Source organism: Kitasatospora albolonga (assembly GCF_039535905.1).
Classification (GTDB): domain Bacteria; phylum Actinomycetota; class Actinomycetes; order Streptomycetales; family Streptomycetaceae; genus Kitasatospora; species Kitasatospora albolonga.
In genome coordinates this window covers 26,759-40,489 of sequence record NZ_BAAAYB010000034.1, presented here as the reverse complement: position 1 = coordinate 40,489, position 13,731 = coordinate 26,759, and the positions used below count along the sequence as shown (strand labels likewise).

Annotated in this window: 13 protein-coding genes; 8 read left to right on the top strand and 5 right to left on the bottom strand. The window is 72.2% G+C overall.

Annotated features, from left to right (window positions below; translation table 11 throughout):
* Nucleotides 1-27: 27 nt before the first annotated feature.
* Nucleotides 28-768, bottom strand: coding sequence for a class I SAM-dependent methyltransferase (locus ABD946_RS08765; RefSeq protein ID WP_345281714.1), 741 nt, complete (start codon nt 766-768; stop codon nt 28-30).
* Nucleotides 769-1,312: 544 nt separating this feature from the next.
* Here ABD946_RS08765 and ABD946_RS08760 point away from each other — a divergent pair.
* The 3 genes from ABD946_RS08760 to ABD946_RS08750 are packed head-to-tail and all read left to right on the top strand — an operon-like array spanning nt 1,313 to nt 4,917.
* A complete protein-coding gene (locus ABD946_RS08760; protein WP_345281713.1) occupies nt 1,313-2,728 on the top strand; it encodes a family 2B encapsulin nanocompartment shell protein in 1,416 nt (471 codons plus the stop codon).
* Nucleotides 2,725-3,990: a family 2 encapsulin nanocompartment cargo protein terpene cyclase gene (locus ABD946_RS08755; RefSeq protein WP_345281711.1), complete on the top strand. Its 1,266-nt coding sequence runs from the start codon at nt 2,725-2,727 to the stop codon at nt 3,988-3,990. Before ABD946_RS08760 ends, ABD946_RS08755 begins: the two co-directional genes overlap by 4 nt.
* A 54-nt stretch (nt 3,991-4,044) precedes the next feature.
* The gene (locus tag ABD946_RS08750) at nt 4,045-4,917 is read left to right on the top strand and encodes a geranyl diphosphate 2-C-methyltransferase (RefSeq protein ID WP_345281709.1); all 873 of its coding nucleotides are present in this window, start codon (nt 4,045-4,047) and stop codon (nt 4,915-4,917) included.
* Nucleotides 4,918-5,031: 114 nt separating this feature from the next.
* Here ABD946_RS08750 and ABD946_RS08745 read toward each other — a convergent pair whose 3' ends face one another.
* From ABD946_RS08745 to ABD946_RS08735, 3 genes are all read right to left on the bottom strand, one after another.
* Nucleotides 5,032-6,474: an MbnB/TglH/ChrH family RiPP precursor modification enzyme gene (locus tag ABD946_RS08745; RefSeq protein WP_345281707.1), complete on the bottom strand. Its 1,443-nt coding sequence runs from the start codon at nt 6,472-6,474 to the stop codon at nt 5,032-5,034.
* Between the two features lie 35 nt (nt 6,475-6,509).
* Nucleotides 6,510-6,710, bottom strand: a complete 201-nt coding sequence (locus ABD946_RS08740) for a hypothetical protein (protein ID WP_345281705.1) — start codon at nt 6,708-6,710, stop codon at nt 6,510-6,512.
* Nucleotides 6,711-6,815: 105 nt separating this feature from the next.
* Nucleotides 6,816-8,018, bottom strand: a complete 1,203-nt coding sequence (locus ABD946_RS08735) for an MFS transporter (protein ID WP_345281703.1) — start codon at nt 8,016-8,018, stop codon at nt 6,816-6,818.
* 254 nt (nt 8,019-8,272) lie between these two features.
* On the opposite strand from ABD946_RS08735, the gene ABD946_RS08730 reads away from it, so the two are divergent.
* The 5 genes from ABD946_RS08730 (at nt 8,273) to ABD946_RS08710 (ending at nt 13,045) form a co-directional block, all read left to right on the top strand.
* Complete coding sequence (locus ABD946_RS08730) at nt 8,273-9,697, top strand: hemolysin family protein (protein WP_345281702.1); 1,425 nt, start codon at nt 8,273-8,275, stop codon at nt 9,695-9,697.
* Nucleotides 9,694-10,713, top strand: coding sequence for a hemolysin family protein (locus ABD946_RS08725; RefSeq protein ID WP_345281701.1), 1,020 nt, complete (start codon nt 9,694-9,696; stop codon nt 10,711-10,713). Before ABD946_RS08730 ends, ABD946_RS08725 begins: the two co-directional genes overlap by 4 nt.
* Before the next feature lie 146 nt (nt 10,714-10,859).
* Entirely contained in the window at nt 10,860-11,144 is a 285-nt protein-coding gene (locus tag ABD946_RS08720) for a hypothetical protein (RefSeq protein WP_345281700.1), read from the top strand.
* Nucleotides 11,145-11,222: 78 nt separating this feature from the next.
* Entirely contained in the window at nt 11,223-11,435 is a 213-nt protein-coding gene (locus tag ABD946_RS08715; RefSeq protein ID WP_345281699.1) for a hypothetical protein, read from the top strand.
* A gap of 194 nt (nt 11,436-11,629) precedes the next feature.
* Nucleotides 11,630-13,045, top strand: coding sequence for a NarK family nitrate/nitrite MFS transporter (locus ABD946_RS08710; protein ID WP_345281698.1), 1,416 nt, complete (start codon nt 11,630-11,632; stop codon nt 13,043-13,045).
* 48 nt (nt 13,046-13,093) lie between these two features.
* On the opposite strand, the gene ABD946_RS08705 is transcribed toward ABD946_RS08710, so the two are convergent.
* A complete protein-coding gene (locus tag ABD946_RS08705; protein WP_345281697.1) occupies nt 13,094-13,708 on the bottom strand; it encodes a TetR/AcrR family transcriptional regulator in 615 nt (204 codons plus the stop codon).
* Nucleotides 13,709-13,731 lie beyond the last annotated feature (23 nt).

Below are 13,731 nucleotides of genomic sequence, written 5' to 3'. Positions count from 1 at the left end.
CTCTTCCGGGCGGGGCCGCCGTCGTTCTCAGGCGCGGGCGCGGAACATCTCCAGCGGCGGGTGGGCGAGCGCCTCGGCCCAGAACTCCTCGCCGTACTGGCGCAGTCCGGCCTCGGTGATCTGCAGCGGCACCCACTCGACCTCGCGGAAGCCGGCGGCCTGCAGGCACTTCTCGTAGACCTCGCGGCTCGGCGCCGAGGAGACGATGGTGATCGGCTCCGGCTCCAGCAGCGCGGTGACCCGGACCCGGTTCCCGGTCTCGATCTCACCGGCGAACTCGCAGCGGAAGCCGTAGTTCTCCAGGTCCGCGCAGTCGAAGGCGTAGTCCGGCTTCTGGGCCAGCACGAAGAACTCGCCGCCCGGCACCAGGTTGCGGTGGATGTTGCGGCACATCCGCTCCATCTCGGCCACCGTCTGGGCGTAGTTGAGACACTGCACGCCGAGCGCCACGTCGAACTTCGGCTCCAGATCGCCGAGTTCGAGGACGTCACCGACCTCGTAGCGCACGCCCAGCGGCTCGCGCCGCTCGATCTCCCGTGCGGCGGCGATCATCTCCACCGAGATGTCCACCCCGAACACCTCGCCCGCGCCGCGCCGCTTGAACTCCCGGCTGTAGAAGCCGGTTCCGCAGGCCAGGTCGAGCACCGACCGGCCCCGGACGTCGCCCACCAGCTCCAGGAAGCTCGGCACCTCGCCGAAGCGCATCAGCGGCAGGGCCTTGAAGCCCTCGAAGGCCTCACCGATCTGGTCGTACTGCTGCCCGCTCATGGACAGTCCCCCTTCCGGGCCGCACCCCGTTGCGCGGCCGTGGCGGAAATCCTCTCCCCGCACCGGCGGGTGGCCGTATTGGCGGATGACACAGAGATGTCGGGCCGGATCACGGTTCCCGCAGGCAGACGTTACGGATCGTCAGAAACGGTCGGCCGCACGGGGAACGAGCGGGCCGTGCGCGCTCGCTCCCACTCGGAGGCGGCTCCCCCGTTCCGGCGATCACATTCGCCTTCAGCACTGCCGTGCGAACCGGAACGATCACATTCGGTCTCTTCCGATCCTTCGCCCCGACTCCCGCCCGGACTCCGCAATCATGATCTCGGAAGCCGACGGACGGTCTGGGGAGACAGCGACGTGAGACCGGACGGGCGGCGAATACCGGCACCTCGGCACCTCTGAACGAACCGATCAGATCCAGAACGGGCAACCGACGCCCCGGGCACCGCGCGGGGTCGGCCGCTCCGTGCTGTCCGCTCGTGCCCAATCGCGGTGCACACCGCGCCCCGGCAGCCCTGTGGGCGCCCTTCCCCGAGGAGTAGTCATGCTTGGCCTGGGAGCACCACCCACGCCGCAGTCGAGCCGGTCCACGCAGTCCAGCCTGTCCACGCAGGCGGCCAGGCTGCTGGCCACGACCACCAAGTCCGAACCGCAGATGCAGGGGATCACCTCCCGGAACCTGCTGCGCACCCTGCCCTGGGTGGAGGTCGCGGCCGGCACCTACCGGGTCAACCGGCGCCTGCTGCTCAGGACCGGGGCCGGACGGGTGCTCTTCGTCCAGGAGGGCGCGGACCAGGTCCGGCCCGTCCCCGCCTCGCTGGACGCGCTGCCCGCCCTGCGCGGCTACGCCGACCAGGAGGTGCTGGCCGAGCTGGCCGCGGGCTTCCGGGTCCGCGAGGTCCGCGCCGGTGACCTGCTGGCCGGCCAGGGGCAGCCGGTCGAGGAGGTCCTCCTGATCGCCCACGGCCGCCTGGAGCGGATCGTCGAGGGCAGGTACGGCGAGTCGCAGGTGGTCGGCGTGGTCACCGACGGCGCCCACCTGGGCGACGAGGCCCACCTGGGCCCGGACGCCGAGTGGTCGGCCACGCTGCGCGCCGCCACCGACGCCACCGTGCTCGCCCTCCCCTGGGCGCGGTACCGCGAACTCCTGGACCGCACGCCCTCGTTGCGGGCCCACACCGAGGAGTTCCGGGCCCGGGCCGGCCGCGCCGTCAACCGCAAGGGCGAGGCCGAGATCGCGATCAGCGCCGGCCACCGCGGCGAGCCGGAGATCCCCACCAGCTTCGTCGACTACGAACTCGCGCCCCGCGAGTACGAGTTGTCGGTGGCGCAGACCATCCTCCAGGTGCACACCCGGGTCTCCGACCTCTACAACGACCCGATGGACCAGCTGCAGCAGCAGCTGCGCCTGACGGTGGAGGAGCTGCGCGAGCGGCAGGAGCACGAGATCGTCAACAACCGGGAGTTCGGCCTGCTCCACAACGCCGCCTACGACCAGCGGATCTCCACCCGCAGCGGCCCGCCCACCCCGGACGACCTGGACCAGCTGCTGGCCATGCGGCGCTCCACCCACGCCTTCTTCGCCCACCCGAAGGTGATCACGGCCTTCTTCGCCGAGTGCAACAAGCGCGGCCTGTACCCGGCCCCGGCCGAGGTCAACGGCAAGCTCGTGCCCGGCTGGCGGGGCGTGCCGATCTACCCGCTCTCGAAGATCCCGGTCTCCGACACCCAGACCTCCACCATCATGGCGATGCGCTTCGGCGAGGAGCAGCAGGGCGTGATCGGCCTGCGACCCCAGGACCTCCCGGAGGAGGTCGAGCCGGGGCTGAACGTCCGCTTCATGGGCATCAACCAGCAGTCGGTGATGCGCTACCTGGTCAGCGGCTACCACTCGGCCGCCGTCCTGGTGCCAGACGCGCTCGGCCTGCTGGAGAACTGCCAGATCGGGGCCTCCGCATGACCGCCGCCGAACTCCAGGACCTGGGGCGGCTGTTGCGCGGCCCGAGCGGCCTGGGCACGGGCAGCCTCTACCCGACGCTGCCCGTCGAAGCGCCCGAGGCCGAGGTGCCCACGGCGGAGGCCGTCGCCCTGCCCGGGCCGCCGCAACTCGCTTTCCCGGTGCAGGAGATCGAGGTCTCCGAGGCACCGGTCGCCTTCTCCCTGCCCGGCCTGCCCGGCCTCGCCGTACCCAGCCTGACGCCCGCCACCGCTCCGGAGCCGCCCCTCTCGGGCAAGCCGGCTCCGGGCGACCCGGTGCCGGGGCTGTACTTCCACCCCGTCGCCGAGCCGGACCCGGCCCGCGTCGAGGAGGTCAGCCGTCGGATCAAGGACTGGGCGGTGCACGAGGTCGCGCTCTACCCGCCGGAGTGGGAGGACCAGTTCGACGGCTTCTCGCTCGGCCGCTACATGGTGACCTGCCACCCGGACGCGCCGACGGTGGACCACCTGATGGTGGCCACCCGTCTGATGGCGGCCGAGAACGTCCTGGACGATGTCTACTGCGAGGACCACGGCGGCTCCCCGGTCGGCCTCGGCGGGCGCCTGCTGCTGGCGCACACCGCACTGGACCCGCTGCACACCACCGCCGGGTACACCCCGGCATGGCAGGAGTCGCTGCAGTCCGACGCGCCGCGCCGGGCGTACTACTCCGCGATGGAGTACTTCCGCCAGGCCGCCAGCCACTCCCAGGCCGACCGCTACCGGCACGACATGGCCCGCCTGCACATGGGCTACCTGGCCGAGGCCGCCTGGGACGAGACCGACTACGTGCCCCAGGTGTGGGAGTACCTGGCGATGCGTCAGTTCAACAACTTCCGCCCCTGCCCGACCATCACCGACACGATCGGCGGCTACGAGCTCCCCGCCGACCTGCACGCGCTGCCCGCCCTCCAGCGGGTGATCGCCCTGGCCGGGAACGCCACCACCATCGTCAACGACCTGTACTCCTACACCAAGGAGCTGCAGAGCCCCGGCCTGCACCTCAACCTCCCCGTGGTGATCGCCCGGAACGAGGAGCTGGACGCCCGGGACGCCTACCTCAAGGCCGTCGAGATCCACAACGAGCTGATGCACGCCTTCGAGGCCGAATCGGCCCAGTTGGCCGTCGAGTACCCGAACCCGGCGCTGCTGCGCTTCCTGCGCGGCGTCGCGGTCTGGGTCGACGGCAACCACAACTGGCACCAGACCAACACCTACCGCTACACCCTGCCCGACTTCTGGTAACCGCCGCCGGCTTCCCCGGCAGGCCCATCGTCCGCATCACGAGGAGATTCCCCCATGACCACCACCGCTGACCCGAACACCGCGTCGATCCCGGCCCCCGCCAGCGCGTACCAGGGTGACATCGCCCGCTACTGGAACAACGAGGCCCGCCCGGTCAACCTGCTCCTCGGCGACGTGGACGGCCTCTACCACCACCACTACGGCATCGGCGACGTCGACCAGGCCGCGATCCAGGCCGACGACCCGGCCGAGCGCGAGCAGAAGGTGATCAACGAGCTGCACCGCCTGGAGTCCGCCCAGACCAACGTGCTGCTCGACCACCTCGGCCCGATCACCGCCGAGGACACCCTGGTCGACGCCGGCTGCGGCCGCGGCGGCTCCATGGTGATGGCCCACCAGCGCTTCAACTGCACCGTGGAGGGCGTCACCCTCTCCTCCACCCAGGCCGACTTCGGCAACAACCGCGCCCGCGAGCTCGGCATCGACCACGCCGTCCGCTCCCGGGTGGCCAACATGCTCAACATGCCGTTCGAGACCGGCCAGGCCGCGGCGTCCTGGAACAACGAGTCCAGCATGTACGTGGACCTCGAGGACCTGTTCTCCGAGCACTCCCGCATCCTCAAGCTGGGCGGCCGCTACGTCACCATCACCGGCTGCTGGAACCCCACCTACGGCCAGCCCTCCAAGTGGGTCTCCCAGATCAATGCCCACTTCGAGTGCAACATCCACTCCCGCCGCGAGTACATGCGCGCGATGGCCGACAACCGCCTGGTCCCCCAGGCCGTCATCGACCTCACCCCGGCCACCCTCCCCTACTGGGAGCTCCGCGCCACCACCTCGATCGTCACCGGCATCGAGGAGGCCTTCATCGAGTCCTACAAGGACGGCTCCTTCCAGTACCTCCTGATCGCGGCCGACCGCGTCTGACCTCGCGGTAGCACTCTCGCAGTAGCGCCCCGCAGGGGCGCGAGGCTCTGTTGATCTGCGGCTCCGCCGCGTGGGCGCGAGTCGGAAGGCAGCTCACCTGCAACTGGGGCTCCGTCAGCCAGTTGCAGGTGCTGCCGTTCCCCCGCGCGCAGTTCCTCGCGCCCCCGGCGTGTCCACCAGGCGTAGGCGGTACGTGCCGCGCGGCGGGTCCTGCGGCAGGCGGCCGGCGCCCAGCGCGGTGAGCAGGACGTTCGGGTCCGTACCGAGCTCCACCGTCCTGGGCTCGCCGTCCAGGCGGACCCGCATCAGGCCGAGGTCCAGCTCCAGCACGTCCGGAAGGAGCGGCACCGCGGGACACGTCCGCCGCAGGTGCTCCGCGAACGCCAGCGCCTCTGCCGTGGCGAAGAGTTCGGGCGTCCGCTGCCGGGCGTACCCCGCCAGCAGCTCCCGCACCCCGCCCTCCCCCAGCGTCAGCAGCAGCAGCCGCACCGTGTGCACCAGGGTCCCGGCCAGCGCCCCCGCCCGGAACTCCAGGATCAGCTCCCGCAGCAGCCCGATCGCCGGGTCCGCCGCCAACTCCCGCTCCAACGCGGTCCGCGGCTCCCTGCCCACGGCCAGCCTGCCGAGCGCGGCCTCCCACTCCTCCGGCGACGGCCCCGTCTCCGCGGCCTCCCCCACCACCCGCCGGGAGACCGGCGCCGCGACGACCCCCGGAACCCACATCTCCCGCACCCGGTCCGTCAACTCCCGTACCTCGGAGGCCTCCAGACCCGGTGCGGCGGACGCCATGACCTCGAACAGCACGGCCCGCAGCGCGGGCAGCCGGGGCAGCACCCGCTCGGCGAGGAGCAGCAACTCCTCGTCCGGCAGGCCGCTGTGGGCGTCCAGCCAGTAGCCCCGGTGCTCGAATCCGCCTGCGAGGTGGACCTCCCAGACCCGCTCCAGCGGCAGCTCGGCGAGCAGGTCGTCCACCGTGCAGCGCCCGTTGCGCTCGTTGGCGAGCACGTTGTGAAGGTCCAACAGCAGCCCGCAGTCGGCCTGTTCGGCCACCTGCGCCGCGAACGCGCCGTCGCTCAGCTCGTCCGCCCGGGGCCGCAGGTAGTTGGTGCCGAGCTCGACCGCGAACGGCACCGGCAGGGCGTCGGCCATCGCCCGCACGGACCGGACGCCGCGCCGCACGCCCGCCGGGCTCTGCCGGGGCGGCAGCATGAAGCCCGTGCGGAATCCCTCGGCCCCGCCGCCCACCCGGCTGAAGGCCAGGTGCTCGCTGACCCACGGCACGTCCATCCGAGCCGCCAACTCACCCAGCAGATGGATGTGCTCGGCCTCCGGGAGGACCGTCCCGCCCACCGGGTCGCCGATGCTGTGCAGCAAGCGGGCGCCCGGCAGGTCGGCCAGGCGGCGCAGGGCTTCGTCGTCGGTGCCGACGGTGCCGTCCGGCCGGGCCCGCCAGAAGGTCTGCGGTTCGACCTCGACCACGTCGAGCTTCTCCCCGCACTCCTCCAACAGCCCTTCCAGGCCCCGTACGTAGGTGAGCCCGACTCCCAGACGGTCCATCCGCCCGGCCCCTCCCGCGCCGCCCGGCCCGCGCCTCAGCCGGCCACCACCGACCCACCGCCCAGGGTGAACTCGGCCGAACGGCCGAAGGACCAGTCGAAGCCGGAGTGGCAGCTCGGGCAGTTGTCCTGGTTGACGGCGGCCTTGACCGTGGCGGCCATCAGGTCCAGCCCGTCGGCCTCGGCCAGCGAGAGGGTGAGCTCGGCCGGGGCGTCGACGACAGTGGTGAAGGACATGGGAAACCTCCTGCGCGGAGCCCGGCGGTGCCGGGCGCGGTGATGGTGGGAGCAGCATGCCGCGCATCGCGCTCCCACCTCCCGCCCCGACGCCCAAACTGCCGGTCAACTGCCGCCCACCGCGGGCCCGTTCCCCTCCCCGGGCCGCAGGGCCACCGTCAGCAGCACCGACACCGCCGCCACCACGCCGATCGCCACCGCCGGGCCGACCACCTGCGCCACCCCGCCCGCGATCGCCGCCCCCAGCCCCTGGCAGGTCATCCTCCCGGCGGACTCGACCCCCTGGACCTGTCCCCGCACCGCCTCGGGCGTCGCCTCCAGCAGACGCTCCTGCAAGGGCAGGGTGGCGGCGAAGCCCACGCCCGCCACCAGCACCGCCACCGCGAGCACGGGCGTCGGCGGCCGCAGCGCGAAGAGCAGGAAGGGCAGGGCCAGCAGCAGCCGCAGGCCGAAGGCCCAGCGCCGCCGCTGCCGCGCGTCCAGCAGCCGCCCGACCGTCAGGTCCCCGAGCAGCATCCCCGCGGACCCCGCCGCGAGCAGCAGCCCGGCACTCCCGCCGGCGTACGGGATGAACAGCGCCTCGCAGCCGACGATCAGCCCGTTCGGCACCCAGAGGTTCAGCAGCAGCACCCGCTGCCCGGGGTCGGCGAACAGGGCCGCGTTGGCGCTCCAGGTGGCCCGCAGCCCGGGCCGCCGGGCGAGGCGGACGGAGCGCTCCCGTACCGTGGCCGCGACCAGGGCCAGCGCGCCGGCGTTCAGCAGGCCCGCGACCGCGAAGAGCTGGTGGGGCGTCAGGTGACGGGCCAGCAGGCCCCCCGCCGCGAAGCCGAGGACGGCGGTCGCCCCGGAGGTGACGTTGGTCAGCGAGCGAGCTGACGCATAGCCGCCCGGCGGGACGGTCTCGGCGAGCAGGCCGAGCCGGGTGCCGGTGGCCAGGGACTGGAAGAGGCCGAGCACCAGCAGCACCCCGAAGCGGGCGGTCAGCGGCAGGCCGGGCAGGGCCTGGACGGCGGTGCCGGCCAGGGTGACGCCGTGGAGGGCGAGCAGGGTGCGGCGGGGGTGGCTGCCGTCGGCCACCGACATCAGGGTGAGGGCTCCGAGCACGGTGGCGAAGGTGGCGCCGTACATGCTGACGGCGGTCAGGAAGGGCGAGCCGGTGCGGTCGTCGACCAGGGAGCCGAGGGCGAAGCCGGAGAGCGTGGTGGCGGCGACGGTGAGGGTGAAGGAGGCGTACAGCCCGGCGAACTCGCGGTCGCGGAGCAGGGTGAGGTAGCCGGTACGGGCCGGCGTCAGGGTGTCGATGGGCATGAAAAAAGCCTCCGCACGCACCAAGTCGGGGCGCTGGAGGCGAACGCACGCACTATAGCATTCAGTACGCCCCGTGAACGTGACTACGGTCTCAGTGATCTTGCTTTGCCATTCGTTTACACTCCTGTAGACCGACCAGACACGTACGCACTGACGAAAGAAGGAGCCGCGGTCCCCGCGATGGACGAGCCTCCCAGTTCCACCCGTGCCGTTCCCGTACAGCAGGACGACCAGTCCGGAGCGGGGGTGGCACGGTGACCGAAGTCCTGCTGCTCCTGCTCGCCCTCGCCCTCACCCTGGCCTGCGCCGTCTTCGTGGCCGCCGAGTTCTCCCTCACCACCGTCGAGCGCGGTGAGGTGGAGCGCGCCGCCGAGGCCGGTGAGCGCGGCGCCGCCGGCGCCCTGGCCGCCGTCAAGCGGCTCACCTTCCAGCTCTCCGGGGCCCAGCTCGGCATCACCGTGACCAGCCTGGTCATCGGCATGCTCGCCGAGCCCTCGGTCTCCGCGCTGCTACGCGGCCCGCTCACCGCGATCGGGCTGCCCCACGGGGCCGTGGACACCGTGGCCGTGCTGCTCGGCGTGCTGCTCTCCACCGTGGTCCTGATGGTGGCCGGTGAGCTGGTTCCGAAGAACTGGGCGATCTCCCGCCCGCTCGCCGTGGCCAAGATCGTGGCCCGGCCGCAGTACCTGTTCTCGGCCGCGTTCTCCCCGCTGATCGGGCACCTGAACAACTCCGCGAACCGGGTGGTGCGCCGCTTCGGCCTGGAGCCCGCCGAGGAGCTGGCCTCGGCCCGCACCCCGCAGGAGCTCATCGCGCTGGCCCGGCACTCCGCCCGCGAGGGCGCGATAGAGCCCGACACCGCCGACCTCTTCGTCCGGGCGCTGCGCCTGCGGGAGTTGACGGCGGAGAACGTGATGACCCCTCGGGTCGACGTGCAGGCCCTGGAGGAGCACGCCACCGCCGCCGACGTCGCCAACCTGACCCGGGCCACCGGCCTGTCCCGCTTCCCGGTCTACCGGGGCAGCATGGACCAGGTGGTCGGCACCGTGCACATCCGGCACGCCCTGGGCGTCCCGGCCGCCGAGCGCTCCTCCCGCCGGGTCACCACCCTGATGACCCCGCCGCTGCTGGTGCCCGAGACCCTCACCGTGGACCGGCTGCTGGACCAGCTGCGCGGCGAGGAGAGCCTGGCCGTGGTCATCGACGAGTACGGCGGCACGGCCGGCATCGCCTCGCTGGAGGACATCGTCGAGGAGGTGGTCGGCGAGGTCCGCGACGAGCACGACCCGACCGAGGTGCCCGACCTGTTCTTCGTCGGCACCCTCACCGACGGCCGCCGTCAGTGGGACGCCGACGGCATCACCCGCACCGACCAGCTGGAGACGCTCGGACTGCCCTCCGCCGAGGGCCCGTACGAGACCCTCGCCGGGCTGATCGCGCACCGGCTGGGCCGGATCCCCACCCCGGGCGACCTGGTCGAGCTGGAGGGCTGGCAGCTGGAGGTCGAGAGCGTCGACCACCACGTGGCGGAACGGGTGCGGATCACCGCCCCTGAAGCCCCGTCAGCCGACGAACCGTCGGACGGCCGCTCGGACGGCCGCGCCTCGGACCACAGCGCGGACCGCAGCGCGGACCGCAGCGCGGACCGCACCGCCGAGCGCACGGAGGAGGACCGGTGACCGCGCTCCAGCTCTTCATCGGCCTGCTGACCCTGGTCAGCAACGCCTTCTTCGTCGGCGGCGAGTTCGCCCTGATCTCGGTGCGCCGCAGCCAGGTCGAACCGCAGGCCGAGGCGGGCGACCGCCGGGCCAGGACCGTCATCTGGGGCCTGGAGCACGTCTCGGCGATGCTCGCGACCGCCCAGCTCGGCATCACCGTCTCCTCCCTGGTGCTCGGCGCCGTGGCCGAGCCGGCCATCGCCCACCTGCTGGAGCCGGTCTTCCACGCCGTCGGCGTGCCGGACGCGCTCACCCACCCGATCGCCTTCGTGATCGCGCTGACGGTGGCCACGTACCTGCACATGCTGCTCGGCGAGATGATCCCGAAGAACCTGGCGCTGGCCGCGCCGCAGAAGGCGGCGATGCTGCTGGTGCCGCCGCTGGTGGCGACCACCAAGGCGCTGCGCCCGCTGGTCTTCTCGATCAACGCCTTCGCCAACGCCATCCTGCGGATGCTCAAGGTGGAGCCCAAGGACGAGGTCGGCTCGGTCTTCACCGAGGACGAGCTCTCCCGGATGGTGCAGGACTCCTCGGACGCCGAGCTGCTCAGCGAGCGCGACACCGAGCTGCTCCAGGACGCCCTGGAGCTGGGCAGCCGCCCGGTCTCCGAGGTGGTCACCCCGACCGCCCAGGTGGTCTTCGCCCGGCCCGGCACCACCCCCGCCCAGCTGGAGGAGCTCGCCGCCCGGACGGGCTTCTCCCGCTTCCCGCTGCTGCGGGCGGACGGGACGGTCTCCGGCTACCTGCACGTCAAGGACGCGCTGGAGCAGGACGAGAACCGCGACCTGCCGTTCCCGTCCCGGGCCCTGCACCCGATCGCCCGGGTCGCCGAGTCCACTCCGCTGGACGACGTGCTCACCGCGATGCGGCGCTCCGGCACCCACCTGGCCGCGGCCGTCGCCCCCGACGGCTCGGCCACCGGTCTGGTGACCCTGGAGGACGTGCTCAAGGAGCTGGTCGGCCCCGCCGCCCACTGAGCGAGCCGCCCGCCGTCGAAGGCCCGGCTGCGCGCCCTCCCGGGGGTGCGCGGCCGGGCCTTCCCCGTACGGATGCCGCCCCGGGCCGGAAGTGGTGTGCTGGCAACACACCCACTCGGCACGAGGACAAGAGGAAGTGACCGGCCATGGCCGTTCTGATCCACGCGGTGCTCCCGGGGATCACCGCCGAGCAGTACGACACCCTGAACGCCCGGCTCCAGCAGACGCCGGAGATCTTCGCGGGCTGCCTCTCGCACGTCTGCGTCGCGACCGACCAGGGGTTGGAGATCTTCGACCTCTGGGAGAGCGAGGCGCAGATGGACGCGTTCGCCGACAGGATGATGCCCGTCGCGCAGGAGCTGGGCTGGCCCACCGGCTCGGGGCGCCCGCAGGTCCACCAGGTCCACAACCACTGGGTGCCCGGGGCGTAGGCTCCGCGCGTCCCCGGCGTTCGCGCGCCGCAGGCGGTACCGTGGGCGATCCACCGCGACCTCCGAGGAGCGGACCCGATGCCCCGTGCCAACCGTGACCTGACCACCATCGCCGACACCATCGAACCGACCGACCACGTCGTGCCCCCGGCCCTGCAGGCCAGGGTCCGCGGCGTGGTCGCCGCCCACGCCAGGGACGGCGAGGACTGCCGTCTGCTGCTGGAGGCCCTCGGCCTCTCCGCCGGAGCGCTCGAACCGGCCGGCGAACAGCGCTCCGCCCAAGGCTCCTGACGCCCCGTCGGACGGGCCGCCCTCCCCGTGGAGGGCGGCCCTCCGTCGTGTCCGGGACCTTGGTCCGCGCACAGTCGCGACATAGGACCCTCGGTAAAGCCCGCGTGAAGGCGGACATTAGAGAGGTCTAGACCAGTGTGGCGGTCACCGCCGCCCCGCTCGGCCGACGCCGTCTCGACAGCAGGGGTTACGCCATGAGTTCCACCGTCCAACGCGCCGGACAGCAGCCCGCCGACGCCCCCGACCCGGGCCAGTACCGGCCCGGACGCACCGTCAGCGACTGGGACCCGGAGGACCCGGTCTTCTGGCGGGCCACCGGACGCAAGGTGGCCAACCGCAACCTGTGGATCGCGGTGCCCGCCCTGCTGGTCGGCTTCGTGGTCTGGCAGGTCTGGTCCGTCACCGCGACCAACCTCAAGGACGTCGGCTTCGGGCTCACCACCTCCCAGCTGTTCTGGCTCACCGCCATCCCCGGCCTGACCGGTGGCACCGCCCGGATCTTCTACACCTTCCTCGGCCCGAAGATCGGCCAGCGCCGCTTCACCGCGCTCTCCACGATCGTGCTGGTGGTCCCGCTGCTCTGGCTGGGCATCGCCATCCAGGACACCTCCACCCCGTACCTGGTGCTCGCCGCCATCGCCGCGCTCTGCGGCTTCGGCGGTGCCAACTTCTCCTCCTCCCTGGCCAACATCGGCTTCTTCTTCCCGAAGAAGGAGAAGGGCAACGCCACCGGCATCAACGGCGGGCTCGGCAACCTGGGCGTCTCGGTGGTCCAGCTGCTCACCCCGATCCTGATCACCTCCTCGGTGCTGGCGATCGGCTCCGCCCAGCACAGGGCGAACGGCACCGCCGTCTACCTGCAGAACGCCGCCTTCGTCTGGATCCCGGTGATCGTCCTGCTGGCCGCCGTCAGCTGGTTCGGACAGAACGACCTCAAGGTGGCCTCCACCCCGTTCAGCCGGCAGAAGGTCATCTTCCGGCGCAAGCACACCTGGCTGATGACCTGGCTGTACGTCGGCACCTTCGGCTCCTTCATCGGCTTCGCCGCCGCCCTGCCGCTGCTCATCAAGACCACCTTCCCGGACTACTCCGTCGCCATCTACGCCTGGATGGGCCCGGCCGTCGGCGCCCTGGCCCGCTGGGCCGGCGGCTGGATCGCCGACAAGCTCGGCGGCGCCAAGGTCACCCTGCTCTCCTTCGCCGGGATGGCGGTCTCCATCGTCGGCGTGATCACCTTCCTGCCCTCCGGTGCGGACGGCGGCTCGTTCTGGGGCTTCTTCGCCTGCTTCCTGGCCGCCTTCTTCTTCTCCGGCATCGGCAACGGCTCGACCTTCCGGCAGATCCCGGTGATCTTCCGGGCCCGCGCCCTGAAGGGCCTCACCGAGGGCACCGCCGCCCACGACCAGGCGCTGAAGCAGGCCGAGATGGAGTCCGGAGCCGTCACCGGCTTCACCGCGGCGATCGCCGCCTACGGCTTCTTCTTCATCCCGGCGATGTTCGCCAACTTCGCCGTCACCAGCGCGATGTGGGGCTTCGTCGCCTTCTACCTGAGCTGCCTGGCGGTCACCTGGTGGTACTACGCCCGCAAGGGTGCCGAGTACCCGAGCTGACCCCGCGTCACTCCCCCGCCCCCGTCACCACCTCCTGGCCGGGCCGCCTCAGTGCGGCCCGGCCAGCGTGCGCCGGGCCCGGTCGAGGAAGGCCTCCAGGGCGAAGTCGAAGGCGGCGTCGGCCCGGCGGCCCTCGGGGACGGCCGCGAGGGCGCGGGCGAGCAGCGGGGTCGAGCCGTCCGGGGCCGGCTCCCACATCGTCTCGGGCGAGGCCAGGTCCAGCGCGGAGCCGAGGACCAGGTTGTCCAGCGCGGCGATCAGCACCATCACCACCGAGTCCGCGAAACCGGCCTCCAGCAGCACCGCGACCGCCTTGTCGTAGTGGGCCAGCACCTCGGGCGCGACGACCTGGGCCATCGACAGCAGCGTGATGGCGCGCGGGTGGGCAGCGAAGGCCGCGCGGTAGGAGAGCGCCCAGGCCTCCATCGCCCGGTCCCAGGGCCGCAGGTCGAGGGTGCCCGGGTCGATCTCGGCCGCCAGCCGGAGCCGCAGCAGTTCGACGATCCCGGCCCGGCCCTCGACGTGGTGGTAGACGGAGGCGGTCTGCACGCCGAGCCGCTTGGCGATCTGCGGCACGGAGAAGTCGCCGTGCTCGTCGACCAGGGCCAGCGCGGTGGCCGCGATCCGCTCCTGGTCCAGCAGCGCTTTGCTGGGACGCCCCATCGCTCCCCTCCTCAGGTCTTCCC

What these genes read in the sequence shown, in the direction of transcription:
- ABD946_RS08715 (WP_345281699.1), top strand. Translation starts at nt 11,223, where the DNA reads ATGCCCCGTGCCAACCGTGACCTGACCACCATCGCCGACACCATCGAA.
- ABD946_RS08735 (WP_345281703.1), bottom strand. Translation starts at nt 8,018, where the DNA reads ATGCCCATCGACACCCTGACGCCGGCCCGTACCGGCTACCTCACCCTG.
- ABD946_RS08765 (WP_345281714.1), bottom strand. Translation starts at nt 768, where the DNA reads ATGAGCGGGCAGCAGTACGACCAGATCGGTGAGGCCTTCGAGGGCTTC.
- ABD946_RS08720 (WP_345281700.1), top strand. Translation starts at nt 10,860, where the DNA reads ATGGCCGTTCTGATCCACGCGGTGCTCCCGGGGATCACCGCCGAGCAG.
- ABD946_RS08755 (WP_345281711.1), top strand. Translation starts at nt 2,725, where the DNA reads ATGACCGCCGCCGAACTCCAGGACCTGGGGCGGCTGTTGCGCGGCCCG.
- ABD946_RS08760 (WP_345281713.1), top strand. Translation starts at nt 1,313, where the DNA reads ATGCTTGGCCTGGGAGCACCACCCACGCCGCAGTCGAGCCGGTCCACG.
- ABD946_RS08740 (WP_345281705.1), bottom strand. Translation starts at nt 6,710, where the DNA reads ATGTCCTTCACCACTGTCGTCGACGCCCCGGCCGAGCTCACCCTCTCG.
- ABD946_RS08750 (WP_345281709.1), top strand. Translation starts at nt 4,045, where the DNA reads ATGACCACCACCGCTGACCCGAACACCGCGTCGATCCCGGCCCCCGCC.
- ABD946_RS08710 (WP_345281698.1), top strand. Translation starts at nt 11,630, where the DNA reads ATGAGTTCCACCGTCCAACGCGCCGGACAGCAGCCCGCCGACGCCCCC.
- ABD946_RS08705 (WP_345281697.1), bottom strand. Translation starts at nt 13,708, where the DNA reads ATGGGGCGTCCCAGCAAAGCGCTGCTGGACCAGGAGCGGATCGCGGCC.
- ABD946_RS08745 (WP_345281707.1), bottom strand. Translation starts at nt 6,474, where the DNA reads ATGGACCGTCTGGGAGTCGGGCTCACCTACGTACGGGGCCTGGAAGGG.